Genomic DNA, 14,518 nt, shown 5'->3' with positions numbered 1-14,518 from the left:
TAGGTCTAAAATGAAAAAAACAAATCAAGAAATCTTGCTTACCCCCGCTGAAGATATTGATATGACGGGTAAATTTTCTATCAAAAAGTTAATTTCTCAATTAAATCAAATGAATATAAACACTATGCCGATGGCTTTATTTATAACCATTTCTGCCATTGTGTTTATTTCGGCTTATGCCAGTTATTTACCGAAAAATATGATTGGTGGTTTGGCAGTTATTATGACGATGGGTTTTGTATTATCTCATATCGGCCGCCATATTCCTGTGCTGAAGGATATCGGGGGCCCGGCTATTTTGTGTCTTATGGTGCCATCCGTGTTGGTTTACTTTGGGGTTTTCCAAACGAATACCCTAGAGACCGTTCATTTGCTCATGAAAGAGGCGAATTTACTCTATTTTGTCATCGCCAGTTTGGTTGTCGGCAGTATTCTTGGTATGAATCGTGTGGTTCTCATTCAGGGTATGACGCGGATGTTTGTCCCGCTGGTGGTCGGAACGATAACGGCAGTGGCGACGGGGTTGCTGGTGGGGAAGTTATTTGGTTTCAGCCTTTATCACACATTCTTCTTTATTATTGTGCCAATTATTGGTGGTGGTATTGGTGAGGGCATCTTGCCGTTATCACTGGCTTACTCGGCAATTCTGGGGCAGGCTCCGGATGTTTATGTTGCTCAACTGGCCCCCGCCGCGGTGGTGGGTAACATTTTTGCTATTATTTGTGCCGGAGTGCTGGCCCGCATTGGTCTGCGGCGCAAGGATCTGAATGGTGAGGGGATGTTAATTCGCTCAGCACCTGACAATGCGATATTCACTGCACAAGAGGGGCCAAAACAAGCGGATTTTCAGTTGATGGGCGGAGGGTTATTGATGACCTGCGCTTTCTTTATTGTCGGGGGCTTGTTTGAAAAGATGGTGCATATTCCCGGCCCGGTGCTGATGATTTTAATCGCGGTGATGTGCAAATATGCACAAGTTATTCCATCAAAAATGGAGCAGGGCGCTCATAGTTGGTACAAATTTGTCTCAACAACGTTGGTGTGGCCGCTGATGATTGGCCTGGGCATGTTGTATGTGCCATTAGAAAGTGTGGTGGCGGTGTTCTCTGTCGGCTATGTCGTGGTGTGTGGCGCCGTGGTGTTATCAATGGCCGCTGTCAGTTTCATTATTGCCCCCTATCTAAATATGTACCCAGTGGAAGCCTCCATCGTGACCAGTTGTCATAGCGGATTAGGTGGGACGGGCGATGTGGCTATTTTGTCTGCGTCTAACCGGATGTCACTGATGCCTTTTGCCCAGATAGCCACCCGAATTGGTGGCGCATCCACTGTCATCGGCGCGACATTATTGTTGGGTTGGATTGTGTGAATGGTGATGTTGTCAGCATAACATAACAAACGGTATCGCCCATTGGATACCGTTTGTTATTGATAATAAAGCACTATTGGCAATACTGTTTTAAAACCTCCTGCTGGCTAGGTAACAGTTTATAGAGATAAACCGGCCGCCCCGTCGCGCCATACAGAACTTTAGTGCTCAGAACGTCAGTATCAGATAGATAAATCAAATATTTGCGGCAAGAAACGCGTGAAATACCAATAGCATTGGCCATCTGTTCAGTTGAGAACTCGCCATCTTGTATTTCTTGAATCCATGCACAAACAGTACGTAAGGTTTGTGCGGTGAGCCCTTTGGGTAACTTTTTGCGCTCAACAGGTGCTGCATTACTGCGCCGCAATAAGGAATCGACATCTTCTTGCGCGCAATATTCGCGTTGCCCGAGCAGACTCTGTTTTTCACGATAAGTCGACAGCGCTTCTTCAAAACGTGAGAATTGGAATGGCTTAATTAAGTAATCAACCACACCGTATTGCAGCGCTTTTTTGATGGTGTTCACATCAGTGGCGGAAGAAATCACAATCACATCAGTGTGTTCGCTGAATTCACGTAAGACCGGCAGTAAGTCTAATCCATTGTCTTGGCGCATGAAAACGTCCAATAAGACTAGGTCGACGGGGTGCTGCGCTGTCATTAAATGATCTCGGGCCTGCTGCAAACTGGACACTGAGCCGCAGCAGTTGAATCCGGCTACCTGGCTCAGATAACACTTGTTCAGCTCAGCTACCATTGCATCATCATCCACTATTAATACATTAATCATGATTTACCGCGCTGATGTTGTGCGAAAAATTGTCGCTAGAGGTTATGTCGTAAGGAAGACTGATAAAAAATTGTGTAAAAACGCCGGCTTCAGAGTCGAACTCAATATTACCGCCGATACTTTCTAAACTCTGGCGCACCAGACTTAAGCCGATGCCGTGTTCATTGCCTTTAGTGGAAAAACCATTATCAAAAATGCGTTCTTGGAGTTCCGCCGCAATACCCGGGCCATCATCACTGACAACACAATGTACCCGGCCATTTTGGTAATGAAAGCTGACATTAATTTCTCGCTGAGACTGGCTACCAATAGCTTCCAGCGCATTTTCAATCAGATTACCCAACACGGTAATCAGGGTGGTCGTGATTTGCTCATTATTAGTATCTGGCAGCAGACTATCGTCACTGATGGATAATGTGATGCCCAAATCGCGCGCGCGATTGATTTTTCCCAGTAGAAAACCGGCAATGACAGGGGATTTGACTTTGCGCAGTAGCGAGCCAATTTCCGCCTGATAGTTATTCGAGGTCTTAACAATATAATCTTCAAGTTGCTGATAATATTTCATATGTAATAAGCCCAGAATCACATGGAGTTTATTCATAAATTCGTGTGACTGTGCGCGTAATGCATCGGCATAATGCACCATCCCTGTCAGGCGTTGCATCAGTTGGCTGACTTCAGTTTTATCGCGAAATGTTGCGATTGCACCGATAATATCCCCTTTCACCACCACCGGAACGGTATTGGTGAGTAATATACTGCCGTTAAAGTTTATTTCTTCATCACGGCGAGCAATTCCGGTTTCCAAGACTTGCTGTAGATACAAGCGCACCGGCCAATATTTGCTGGCGTTGCTGAGTAATAAATTCTCCATCGGGCCACTTTGTTTAAATAAGCGCTTTGCTTCATGATTAACCACGGTGATACGTGAATCCGCATCAACGGCGATGACACCCTCTTTAATCGATTGCAGCATGGCATTTCGCTGTTCAAATAGATTAGAGATTTCGTAGGGTTCAAAACCCAGCATAATTCTTTTCAGGGCTTTGACTAAAAACCAAGTGCCGAGTGAGCCAATGAGGGCACCAAATAATATGGTCCAGGGGATAGTCCAGCGCGTTTCACTCACTACCGAGTCAATACTGGTAAGAGAAATCCCAATGGCCACAACGCCTATTTGTTTACCATGCGGTGCATAGATTGGAATAAAGATGCGTAATGCCTTTTCCAATACACCGCGGTTTATCGCGCTGTTTTCTTTGCCCTTTAGTGCTGGCTGTAAGTCATTGCCGATAAAATGCTGACCGATCATCTCAGTATTAGGATGTGAATAACGAATGCCTTTCATATCAGTCACAACTATGAATAGCAGGTCATTGGCTTTCTGAACTGCACTGGTATAAGCCTGAATTTGCCGCCCGGCTTTCGGGTCCGTTAATCCGTTGATTATGGTCGGCGAAAAAGATAAGGCCCGAGCGACGGCAACGGCTTTGTTTTGCAAACCCTCTTGGGCCATTTGGCTGAGTTGCACGAAGAACAGGGTGTGAACCACCAATAGCACAGAGACAATCACGGCAGAGACCATCAGGGTTATCGATGTACTGAGTCGTAACGGCACTTTTTGCTTTCCAGCCGTTGTTGCATTATTCATGTCATGCTCCAGAAACACCGGCCTGTGAGGTGCTCAGACATCTGGCTGGCTGAAATGGGGGTTAATCAATGGTCGCCAACACCACTCTGTCAGCGCAATTACCCTGTAGTTTACGCTGTTTATTTATTAGGGTGCTAAGACTTAGCATTACTTTAGCTACATAACGATTTATATAGTTATCAAATTTACCCCCTCTATGATTTCTTTTTTCATAATCTGAGAGGGCAATAGGGTGTTGGGCGATTAATCAGGCTGGTGCGCGGGAGGGGCGATGATTAACTCAATCTCTTTAGTGGCCAGTTCTTCATAAGCTGTAGCCGACAAGCTGGTGTCGGTGATAACCACATCAAAGTCGGTGAGGGGCAAGGCTAAATAGGTGGCTATTTTGCCGTATTTTGAGGCATCAGCCAGCAGCACTCGCTTACTGCTAACCTCACTCACCGCGCGTTTTACCACGACCTTATCTTCATCCGGGGTCGAGATACCCCGAGGCCCCCAACAGGATGCTGAGATAAAAGCGATATCAATCGATAAGTTGCGCAGTGCGCGGGCGGCGGCGTCGCCGACACAAGAGCGGTTTTCACGACACAATGTGCCACCGGAATGGATCATTTTGCACTGGCAGGACTCAATCAAAAAATTAGCAATTACGAAGTCATTTGTGACCACTAATAAGTCTTCTCTGGCTTCCAACTGTCGTGCCAACGCCAGTGTTGTCGTGCCCGCATCAAGATAAATACAGCTATTGCGCGGAATATGCAGCGCCGCCGCCATACCAATGGCATTTTTCTGGCTGCTGTACATTTGGGTTTTATCTTGGTGTGAGGGTTCCGCTGCCAGCCGCTCAGTTGAGCGCACTCCGCCGGAAACAGATAACACCGCCCCTTGTTCTTCCAGTTTTTGCACATCACGACGAATGGTCATGTGTGATACACCTAGGCGTTCGGTCAATTCAGCAATGCTGACGACGCCACGTTCGGCAACCAGTGCCAGTATCTGTTGGTGACGTTCAACCGGTATCACGCGCACTCCTTTTCAGTTTGTTGGTTCACAGACAATGGTAATTAATGTGATTATACGCCAGCAGCTAGAAAAATTTTCTCATTTTTTAACGCAAGCAATCACTTATTTAGTCATGTTGTTCATTATGATGTGAAAGCCTGTGTCATTATTGATGTTAATTTATGTGATTTATGGCTTTCTAGTGTTAATTATTGTGATTATTATCACGATATTGCCGCTTCCTTTTGACTACCATTAACACAATAAATCAAATTATCACCAAAATTAACATTGGAGGCCGTGTGGCGGTTGCGAAAATCCGATCCATAGGTGTTATTGGGGCTGACTTAATAGCCAAACAGGGGGATGTCGGATGAGATTAGGGGTCATAGCGGATGATTTCACCGGGGCCACGGATATTGCCAGCTTTTTGGTCGAAAATGGTATGTCGACGGTGCAAATTAACGGCATACCGGCAGCGGATTATCAGGTAACAGCAGATGCGGTGGTGATCAGCTTAAAATCGCGCTCTTGCCCGGCAGAGATTGCCGTGGCGGATGCTCTAGCGGCGTTGGCGTGGTTGCAAACTCAGGGGTGTCAACAATTCTATTTTAAGTATTGTTCGACGTTTGATAGCACCGCGCAAGGCAATATTGGCCCGGTAACTGATGCATTAATGGATGCTCTCGGTCAGCAACAAACCATTATTTGCCCCGCGCTGCCGGTCAATGGCCGCACGGTATATCAGGGATACTTATTTGTGATGGGGCAATTATTATCCGAGTCCGGGATGCGCCATCATCCGGTGACACCGATGACCGACAGTAATTTATTGCGCCTGATGAATGCCCAGGCCCGCGGCCACAGCGGGTTGATTGACACTGCCGTGATGAGTCAAGGTGTTGACGCCGTGAAATCGCAGTTGCGCACCTTGAAAGAGGATGGGGTTCGTTATGTGGTGATGGATGCCTTAAATGAGGCCGACTTGTTGATACAAGCAGAGGCCGTTTGCGATATGGTGTTGGTCACCGGGGGATCGGGTTTGGCGATTGGGGTGGCGCGGCAATGGATGAAAGGGGTTCAGCATCAATCATCAGCGACATTAGCCGGAGCGCCACAAGGCAAATTATGTGTGGTGCTGTCGGGTTCTTGTTCGACGATGACCAATCGGCAGGTCGCTCGATATATTCAGCAAGCACCTAGCCAGTCAATTGATGTTGCCCGCTGCCTGCATGAGCCGGAGCCGTATGTAAACGCGCTGTGTGTCTGGGTGATGGCGAATATCTCAGGACCATTGGCTCCTTTGCTGTATGCCACATCTGAGCCTGAGGAGCTGCAAAGAATCCAGCAACAATGGGGGGCGGCGGCCAGCAGTGAGGCCGTCGAACATCTGTTCGGGGCGTTGGCACGCCGCTTGCAACAGCAGGGTGTTCAACGTTTCATCGTCGCAGGCGGCGAAACATCCGGTATCGTCGCGCAATCATTGGGTGTTCAAGCTTTCCATATTGGGCCCGTCATTTCACCCGGGGTTCCTTGGGTAAAATCTATCGATCACACCATTTCATTGGCATTGAAGTCGGGCAATTTTGGTGATGAAAACTTTTTTGCCAGAGCACAAACGGAGTTCGTCGTATGAATGAGCAGCAGGCGCGCGCAGAGATGGTCAAGTTGGGGGCCTCCTTTTTCCAACGAGGCTACGCCACCGGTTCCGCCGGAAATCTGTCAATGAAACTGGCCGACGGCACATTATTAGCTACCCCGACAGGCTCCTGTTTAGGTGAGTTAAATGCCGAGCGGTTATCAAAAGTCAGTGTGGCGGGCGAATGGCTCTCCGGTGATAAACCCTCAAAAGAGATCAGTTTCCATCGGGCTATTTATCTTAATAATCCGGCATGTGAAGCGGTCGTGCATCTACATTGTCTTTATTTAACCGCACTTTCTTGCCTGCAAGGTTTGGATTGCCACAATGCTATTAAGCCTTTTACTCCCTATGTGGTGATGAGGGTCGGTGATGTTCCGATGGTGCCGTATTACCGCCCTGGAGATAACCGGCTCGGTGAGGCTTTGGCGCAGTTGGCTCCGCAATATCGCGCTTTTTTGTTGGCAAATCATGGCCCTGTAGTGGTCGGGAAAAGTTTGCGCGAGGCGGCGGACAATATGGAAGAACTCGAGGAAACCGCGCGCCTGATATTTACACTGGGCGACCGGCCGATTCGTTATCTGACCCAGGACGAAATTGCGCAATTGAGGAGCTAATTATGCCGAAATTTGCGGCTAATTTATCTATGATGTTTACCGAAGTTCCTTTTCTTGACCGTTTTAAAGCGGCGAAAGACGCGGGATTCAGGGCGGTGGAATTTCTATTTCCCTATGATTATCCTGCCGCGCAACTGGCGGAGAAATTGCAAGAACAAGGTTTGCAGCAGGTGCTGTTTAACACTTCGCCCGGTGATATCCCGCGCGGTGAGTGGGGGCTGGCCGCTTTACCGGGGCGAGAAAACGATGCTCGCCATGATATTGATTTAGCACTGGAATATGCACTGGCGCTGGCGTGCCCTTCTGTTCATGTGATGGCGGGAGTGGTGCCCGAGGGGACCATGGTCGCCGAGTATCAGCAGGTATTTGTCGATAATATTCGCTATGCTGCGAGCCGGTTTGCTGAACATAATATTAATGTGATGATTGAAGCATTAAGCCCGCAGATAAAGCCTAATTACCTTTTCTCAAGCCAATATGCAGCACTAGAACTGGTCAACCTTATTGACCGCCCCAACGTATTTATGCAGTTGGATTTATTCCATGCGCAAATAGTGGATGGCAATCTGAGTTATTTAATTACCGAGTTTGCCGGGCGCTATGGGCATATTCAGATAGCATCGGTTCCGAATCGCCATGAGCCTGATGAGGGTGAGGTTAATTATGCCCACTTATTTGGCTTACTTGATGAGGTTAATTACAACGGCTGGGTAGGATGTGAATATCACCCACGAGCTGGCACGGTGGCGGGATTGGCTTGGATAACGCCCTTTCAAGCATAACTATTAATATCTTGGTCGCACTTAGTATGCAATACAGGATATGGCGTGTCTTCAAGGGCGCTTTATCGATAATTAGCGTCTATTATATCAAATTAATGTGGGCGGACATGTTTATCTGCTGCTGGTCATCTGATTCCGCCCATATAAATTATCCCTCCTTATCTTTACTGCCATGATATTGCAACAATTCTGAGGTTTTTTCTTCGGGAAAACATTATCAAACTCTGCTAAACAACTGGTATACAGCTTTCTTAAGCTAGGCTATCTTACTCTAAGAATTTCATTATTAATTGATAAAGCCAAAGTTCAAGACAGTGGCCCATCATTATTACCATTTCATATAAATTAAAACGTATAAATATTTCTGTGCTTAAAATAAGCCCCGGAGGCAAAAGAAAGACAGAAATATAAACAGAGGCACACGGGAGATAACTATATGCCTACAGATGATAGCAAAAATGGAATTATCGACTATGTATCAACCGGCCATCTGCCGGACTCAGATACCGTCATTAAATTGGTGCAAGAAGCCCACCAACGGTTTAGTAGTGATAATGAAGGTGTGGTTTCCACTGTTTATCCGGCATTAGAACGCATTCCTCCCAATCTCTTTGGTGTGTGCATGGTCGGCACTCACGGCAAAGTGTATTCCGCCGGCGATGTGGATTATGAATTTACCATCATGAGTGTTTCCAAACCTTTTGTTTTTGCTTTGGTCTGTCAGGCCATCGGGGCGAAAGTTGCGCGGGAAAAACTGGGTGTGAACAGCACCGGAATGGCATTTAACTCTGTGACGGCCATTGAGCGGGCTGTAGATGGGCGCACTAACCCGATGGTGAACTCGGGCGCTATTGCCACCACCAGTTTGGTCCCCGGGGCGAGCAGTGATGAGCAGTGGAAATTCATTTATGACGGTTTGTGCCGCTTTGCCGGGCGCGAACTGACGTTGAATGAAGAAGTATATCAATCTGCATGCGAAACGAATTACCGCAATCGCGGCATTGCCAATGTGCTGGAGGGGTATGGTCGCTTGGGATGTGACCCGCTTATTGCCACCGATTTATATACGCGCCAATGTTCGCTCAATGTCAGTGCCCGAGATTTAGCCGTGATGGGCGCAACACTGGCCGATGGGGGCGTGAATCCACTGACGCGGGAGCGGGTTGTCGATAATGATGTTTGTCATTATGCATTAGCGGTCATGGTCACTGCAGGGTTATATGAAACTTCCGGCGACTGGCTTTATGACATTGGTCTTCCTGGGAAAAGCGGGATTGGCGGCGGGATTGTGACAGTGTCACCTGGGAAAGGCGGTTTGGGGACCTTCGCCCCCTTGCTGGATAGCGCGGGTAACAGTGTTAAAGGGCAACTGGCTGCACGGTTCTTATCACGTAGCCTTGGGATGGACATGTTTGTTTCTGAGCCTTACACCGAAAAGAGTTGAGTCGTGAGAGTCAGGTCAAGTTTAAAAACCGGTTATTGGGCAGACAACAGTATGCTGTGAAATCGGATTGAGTTTAAAACAATATTTTTTTCAAAAGGATAGAAATATTTATGGCGAATCAATCAACTCACCGCGCAGGTGCGGAAGTCAAAGAATCTTGGGTGCCGATGATAACCATCGCCTTGGCCCAGATTCTGATGTCATTTAACGTCGCTTCGCTACCGGTCGCGTTGGGCGGGATGGTGAAAAGTTTTAATGTGCCACCGACGACGATTGCAACTGCGATTGTCATGTATTCATTGTCTGTTGCCGGTTTCGTTATGTTGGGTGCCAAACTCAATCAGCGTTTCGGCCCATTGGTGGTATTTCGCAGTACCGTTCTGTTGTTCGGTATCGCGCAGGTTATGATGACTTTCAGCCCGAATGTGACGGTAATGATAAGCGCGCAGGCATTAAGTGGCCTGGCCGGTGCGGCCCTGGTGCCAGCATTAGTGGCTCTGATTGCTGAAAACTATCGGGGGACACAACAGGCCACGGCGCTGGGGGCATTAGGCTCTGCTCGTGCGGGTGCCGGGGTAGCGGCATTCATGATTGGTGGCGTACTGGGAACTTACATCGGCTGGCGCCCGGCGTTCGGTATCTTGATTGCGTTATCCGCCATCATCTTTGTGTTGAGTTTCCGTCTGAAATCCGACCAAGGCCGCCCGGAAGTGGGTATTGATATATTTGGTGTGGTTTTGGCCGCCGCGGCGATTATTTTGCTGTCGTTTGGCTTTAATAACCTAAACCGCTGGGGCTTTGGTTTGGTGCGTGAAGGGGCCCCATTCGATCTGCTGGGCTTTTCTCCTGCACCTTTTATGATTGTCTTGGGGATTGTGCTCGGACAAGCATTTGTGGTTTGGACTCGTCGTCGTCAAGAACAAGGTAAAACACCGCTGCTGGCATTGGAAGTCCTTAGCTCTCCGACTGAGAAAGCGGCGGTATTTGCTATGTTTGCGGTGGTCGCACTGGAAGCCATGCTGAACTTTTCGGTTCCGTTGTATATCCAGATAGTGCAGGGCAGTACGCCGATGGCGACAGCGATTGCCATGATGCCCTTTAATTTATCAGTGTTTTTCTCCGCGATGCTGATTGTGCGTTTCTACCCGAAGCTGACACCGCGTAAAATCGGCCGTTATGGCTTCATCACTTGTACTATTGCCTTGCTGTGGCTGGCATTTGTCGTGCGTAATAATTGGAGTGAGTTCGCGGTGCTGTTTGGTCTGGTGGTCTTTGGCCTTGCTCAAGGGGCTTTGGTGACATTACTGTTCAACGTATTGGTCAGTGCATCACCGAAAGAGTTAGCTGGTGATGTCGGTTCATTACGTGGCACAACTAACAACTTGGCAAACGCCATCGGTACTGCAGTCGCGGGTGCTTTGCTGGTGGGTTTACTCAGTGCCAACGTCATGCGCGGTGTGGCTGAAACCCCAATCCTGACGCCAGAAATTCAGGCGCAAGTGAATATGGACAGTATTAATTTCGTGAGCAATGACCGCCTGCAAGGGGTGTTGGCGCAAACTACGGCGACGCCAGAACAGGTTGCTGAAGCTGTGCGAGTCAACGAGGAGGCTCGTCTACGCTCACTGAAATTTGGCTTATTAATTATGGCTTTATTGTCACTGCTGGCTATCTTCCCGGCAGGCCGTTTACCTAATTATCTTCCCGGGGAGTTACCTGCGGATAATCTGGTAAAAAAAGCCAGTAAATAAGTGGCTGATGAGATGAAGTAACCGGCAGTAAAAACAGACTGACAGTGTGTTGCTAATACAACCACTGTCAGTTTTTTATTTATTCAGCGCCAAATAATCATGAAACAGTTTCACTTTTCTGTGGCTGCATCATCAGTGTTTTTTGCACCGGCCCTGGCTCCAAGGGCAAAGATAACCCATGAACCCAGTACTCATGGCCGGCCAAAAACCATGGGCTGATGGGATGCCCACTTTGGCCGCCCGGCTGGGTTAATGTTCCTTTTGCGGCATCCCCTGGGTAGGCGACAAGGCGGCATGAGGCGCCAAAGTCTGGGCGGCAAACATGCGGCACATTATGATCGCCAGAAAGTTCATCGGCGGGGGCAGATAGAAGTGGCCTTAATGCCGGCATATCTTTGGCAAAGGGGTGCATGATGGCAGCGGTGTTTGCTTTCCCCCAGGTGGCATGGAACAATTGCCCCTCTTGGGCAGTCAGGGCGGCTAACACCATGTCCAGTTGGCTAACAATAAAGTCATCCCAGCCGGTAAATCCGTGGGGAACCCATGCTGCCTGTTGCGGCGCATTAATCAGCGCCATGACGGTTTCGTCCCACCGAGTATTAGCCGTTAAATAATTTGCGGCTGGCCACTGCGCCGCTAATTGGTTATCTAACCTACCGAATAGATTTTTATAAATCATATCGCGCCATAGGGATATGATGCGGTATCCGACAGAATCAGTACCCGCACTCCCACCCCATTGATATATTAAATCAAGTGCTTGCCGGCGCAGGGGCTGATTAATGAGGAAACTGTCTGTTATTAATGGCAAGAGGGTTAGCCGCCAGGTAATAAATAGATTGGCAGTATTATCTAATTGTATGGCTCGCATATCATCTGCATTTAGTTTTGCATCTTTAATAAGGCGCTGCTTAATTTCCCAAGCGCGTACCCCGATATCGGCACCGCCATCACCAATATTGTCATAGTCTGAGCTGAAACTTTGACGATTATTGGCATTCCACAGTATGCCAGATGACGGGTTAAGAATGTGGGGGTGTTGCGCGGCAGGTAACACGTTATCTTGCCATTGATTATTTTCATCGACAGGAAATGTATTTATGTCCCCTTTGATGATGCGGTCAGGTAATGTTCCTACCAGTGCCCAGCCGATATCACCATTTTTATCAGCAACGAACATATTTAACGCGGGCATTCCTGAGCCGGTTCCAATATCAATCGCCTGGGAAACACAAAGGGCTTCATTAATGGCTAAGAAGTGCAGGTCGATGGCATCGGGTAATTGCATGGCCCAGCGCATTGCCATATTGCCTTGCTCGGTGGCTACCACTGGCCCATAGGGGCTTAGCGGGATATCCAGCTTAATATCCTCACTGTGTTTAACTTTTATATATTCTGTCTCTACCGGCCAGTGCGACAGCGGTTCTGGCGTTTTTACCCAATCCAGCGTATCTGCGTAAGAATGTGTGAAACCCCAAGAAATATGTTGATTGCATCCAATGATAACAACTGGCACGCCCGGCAATGTCAGGCCAGATAAGGAGAATGTATGCTTTTTATCCGGTGACAGGTAATTTAGTGATGCACGATACCAGGTATTAGGCAGCATAAGTGACAAGTGCATATCATTTGCGAGTATTGCTTGACCATTCTTACTGTGTTGGCCATCAATCACGAAACAATTACTGCCATAAAAGGGGGTCTGAGAGGGGAGTGTTGATGCATTTTCATGCCCTTTTCCCCACCAATCAGGGGGTGTTTCTGCTATGGAGGGCGGCGGCGGAATGGTTCCTGAAAGAGGGGTATCCCAAGAAGAACTTTCGGGTAAGAGAAATGATTTTTGGGCGGCAGTGCTGTGTTGATCAATCCAACCGCGCGTATAAACCCGGGCAATTTGTTGTTGTTGAAGCTCCAAAGACAGCGCATAAAGAACTAATAAAGAGTCTTCATCTTTCCAGGGGGTTGCTTCAGTCATTAAAATAACATATTCAAATGAAACTATTATTTTAGAACTTAAACCCTCATTAACCCCTTTGGTATATTGTGCTAATATATTTTTTTCATCGACTGATAAATTTTTTAAGGTGTTTATTGCCCGTGAACGTAATAACCAGCGGCGATTTTGGATATCGGTCTCAATGAGTTCCTTTGCGCCACCTAATAGTTCGGACAATTCGCCAGCCGCCAGACGACGTAATAAATCCATTTGGAAATACCGCTCTTGGGCATGGATGTAGCCCAAACTATAGCTAACATCCTCGCGGCTTTCGCCAGTAATGGTTGGGATACCCAATTTATCCCACTCGACAGAGACCGCGTTAGTGAGTGCGGATGAGGTGAGTGTTCCTTCGGTTTTCGGTAAGCTGTGAAAGAAAATCTCATTCTCGTCAAGTGAACATGAAGAGTTTTTTAATTTTGCGAAAAAATCATTATCAATAATTAAAGATTCAATAAGTTCTTTTAGCATATTTGAAAGATAAATTCTGGGTGGTTATTTTAAATGATTATGAATAAAATGCCGCCCTTTCATTATCGCCTCCATCCGTTTTAGGCATTGTTATGACCAATTCCATGATCAATATATATGGATATTATGAGATATCATGTGAATATCTATAATTGAGGACTCTATTCCCTGTGCAATAAATAAGCAATTCATTGTGGCAGATTTCGCCTGGTTGTCACTGAGGGATAATGAAATAAAATTTATTAAAGACAAAATAAGTACACCATGCGAGTGACGTAATATTGGGGGCAAGCCCGGTGACTCGCGAAGGTGTTTGTGCGCCAAGAGCGCCGGTCACTTATTGTGTGTGTACTTGCACAGTGATTGATGAAAACTGCAAATGGTGCATAAATTCGCGTAAAATCAGTAAACGTGCCGCAAACTCATTGTCGGCGGGTATCCCTTCAGATGCCGCGGGCCTGCCCATCATAACGGCCGCCAACCGGTCAAACATTCGTTCAACAGATTCGAGTGACATTCGTATTTCTGATTGCCGGGGTAAACCGGCAAGTTGTGCCAGCTCTGCAAGATATTCATCGCTGGTAATCAGTTGCGAGGTTTTATTCACCGCGGGGCTGATGCGGATGACTTCATCTTCAACCACCATAATGGCTGTTTCCATCTCATCGGCGGTCGGTGGGGTATGTTTAAAATAACGCAAGGCAATATTATTAGAACCAACGGTAAGTTGCTGTTCATTAATAATTTTGTCAGCATTTTTAGTCATGACTGTAGTTGATTCATGACCAATCGATAGCCGTGTTATTAAACTATTACCATTGGCACTAGCACGCGTATTTTCATATTCCGCTGGGGTATTGTTCATTGTTAAACCGCCGTATTGGTTGCCGTAATTTGCGCTAATTTTGCGGGATGCGCCGCACTTTTTAAACAAAAATTAAAAAGACTAAATATTTTTTGATACTGATCAAGACACATTTCCCTTGTTTAGTGTTAATGT

11 protein-coding genes are annotated in these 14,518 nt (G+C 47.2%); 6 read left to right on the top strand and 5 right to left on the bottom strand.

All coding sequences use genetic code 11. The annotated features are described in order from the left end of the window. Nucleotides 1-10: 10 nt before the first annotated feature. Nucleotides 11-1,369, top strand: a complete 1,359-nt coding sequence (locus tag D5F51_RS10120; RefSeq protein ID WP_129196504.1) for a 2-hydroxycarboxylate transporter family protein — start codon at nucleotides 11-13, stop codon at nucleotides 1,367-1,369. 73 nt (nucleotides 1,370-1,442) lie between these two features. Here D5F51_RS10120 and dcuR read toward each other — a convergent pair whose 3' ends face one another. The 3 genes from dcuR to ygbI all read right to left on the bottom strand — a co-directional run bounded on the left by dcuR (nucleotide 1,443) and on the right by ygbI (nucleotide 4,839). Then, nucleotides 1,443-2,162, bottom strand: coding sequence for a two-component system response regulator DcuR (gene dcuR, locus D5F51_RS10115; protein WP_129196502.1), 720 nt, complete (start codon nucleotides 2,160-2,162; stop codon nucleotides 1,443-1,445). After that, nucleotides 2,155-3,816: a sensor histidine kinase gene (locus D5F51_RS10110; protein WP_129196500.1), complete on the bottom strand. Its 1,662-nt coding sequence runs from the start codon at nucleotides 3,814-3,816 to the stop codon at nucleotides 2,155-2,157. The genes dcuR and D5F51_RS10110 overlap by 8 nt, the downstream gene beginning before the upstream one ends. A 243-nt stretch (nucleotides 3,817-4,059) precedes the next feature. Further along, entirely contained in the window at nucleotides 4,060-4,839 is a 780-nt protein-coding gene (gene ygbI, locus D5F51_RS10105; RefSeq protein WP_129196498.1) for a DNA-binding transcriptional repressor YgbI, read from the bottom strand. A gap of 352 nt (nucleotides 4,840-5,191) precedes the next feature. On the opposite strand from ygbI, the gene otnK reads away from it, so the two are divergent. From otnK to D5F51_RS10080, 5 genes are all read left to right on the top strand, one after another. Beyond that, nucleotides 5,192-6,454 carry a 3-oxo-tetronate kinase gene (gene otnK, locus D5F51_RS10100; protein ID WP_129196496.1) on the top strand — a complete coding sequence of 421 codons (1,263 nt, stop codon included), beginning with the start codon at nucleotides 5,192-5,194 and terminating at the stop codon, nucleotides 6,452-6,454. Further along, on the top strand, nucleotides 6,451-7,074 hold the full coding sequence (gene otnC, locus D5F51_RS10095; protein WP_129196494.1) for a 3-oxo-tetronate 4-phosphate decarboxylase: 624 nt from the start codon (nucleotides 6,451-6,453) through the stop codon (nucleotides 7,072-7,074). Before otnK ends, otnC begins: the two co-directional genes overlap by 4 nt. Nucleotides 7,075-7,076: 2 nt before the next feature. Beyond that, a complete protein-coding gene (otnI, locus tag D5F51_RS10090) occupies nucleotides 7,077-7,856 on the top strand; it encodes a 2-oxo-tetronate isomerase (protein ID WP_129196493.1) in 780 nt (259 codons plus the stop codon). A gap of 436 nt (nucleotides 7,857-8,292) precedes the next feature. Beyond that, nucleotides 8,293-9,300 carry a glutaminase A gene (glsA, locus tag D5F51_RS10085; RefSeq protein WP_129196491.1) on the top strand — a complete coding sequence of 336 codons (1,008 nt, stop codon included), beginning with the start codon at nucleotides 8,293-8,295 and terminating at the stop codon, nucleotides 9,298-9,300. Nucleotides 9,301-9,410: 110 nt separating this feature from the next. Then, nucleotides 9,411-11,051, top strand: a complete 1,641-nt coding sequence (locus tag D5F51_RS10080; protein ID WP_129196489.1) for an MFS transporter — start codon at nucleotides 9,411-9,413, stop codon at nucleotides 11,049-11,051. 97 nt (nucleotides 11,052-11,148) lie between these two features. Here the strand turns inward: D5F51_RS10080 and D5F51_RS10075 are convergent, their stop codons facing one another. Next, complete coding sequence (locus D5F51_RS10075; protein ID WP_129196487.1) at nucleotides 11,149-13,518, bottom strand: penicillin acylase family protein; 2,370 nt, start codon at nucleotides 13,516-13,518, stop codon at nucleotides 11,149-11,151. Between the two features lie 337 nt (nucleotides 13,519-13,855). Beyond that, complete coding sequence (locus D5F51_RS10070) at nucleotides 13,856-14,383, bottom strand: hypothetical protein (protein WP_129196485.1); 528 nt, start codon at nucleotides 14,381-14,383, stop codon at nucleotides 13,856-13,858. Between the last annotated feature and the right edge of the window lie 135 nt (nucleotides 14,384-14,518).

Source organism: Yersinia hibernica (assembly GCF_004124235.1).
In the GTDB taxonomy this organism is placed as follows: domain Bacteria; phylum Pseudomonadota; class Gammaproteobacteria; order Enterobacterales; family Enterobacteriaceae; genus Yersinia; species Yersinia hibernica.
The sequence above is the reverse complement of the archived record's forward strand: the minus strand, read 5'-3'. Positions and strand labels throughout refer to the sequence as shown.

Bases quoted from the DNA above. Each gene is read 5' to 3' on its own strand.
- D5F51_RS10120 (WP_129196504.1), top strand. From the start codon at position 11: ATGAAAAAAACAAATCAAGAAATCTTGCTTACCCCCGCTGAAGATATT.
- dcuR (WP_129196502.1), bottom strand. From the start codon at position 2,162: ATGATTAATGTATTAATAGTGGATGATGATGCAATGGTAGCTGAGCTG.
- D5F51_RS10110 (WP_129196500.1), bottom strand. From the start codon at position 3,816: ATGAATAATGCAACAACGGCTGGAAAGCAAAAAGTGCCGTTACGACTC.
- otnK (WP_129196496.1), top strand. From the start codon at position 5,192: ATGAGATTAGGGGTCATAGCGGATGATTTCACCGGGGCCACGGATATT.
- otnC (WP_129196494.1), top strand. From the start codon at position 6,451: ATGAATGAGCAGCAGGCGCGCGCAGAGATGGTCAAGTTGGGGGCCTCC.
- otnI (WP_129196493.1), top strand. From the start codon at position 7,077: ATGCCGAAATTTGCGGCTAATTTATCTATGATGTTTACCGAAGTTCCT.
- glsA (WP_129196491.1), top strand. From the start codon at position 8,293: ATGCCTACAGATGATAGCAAAAATGGAATTATCGACTATGTATCAACC.
- D5F51_RS10080 (WP_129196489.1), top strand. From the start codon at position 9,411: ATGGCGAATCAATCAACTCACCGCGCAGGTGCGGAAGTCAAAGAATCT.
- D5F51_RS10075 (WP_129196487.1), bottom strand. From the start codon at position 13,518: ATGCTAAAAGAACTTATTGAATCTTTAATTATTGATAATGATTTTTTC.
- D5F51_RS10070 (WP_129196485.1), bottom strand. From the start codon at position 14,383: ATGAACAATACCCCAGCGGAATATGAAAATACGCGTGCTAGTGCCAAT.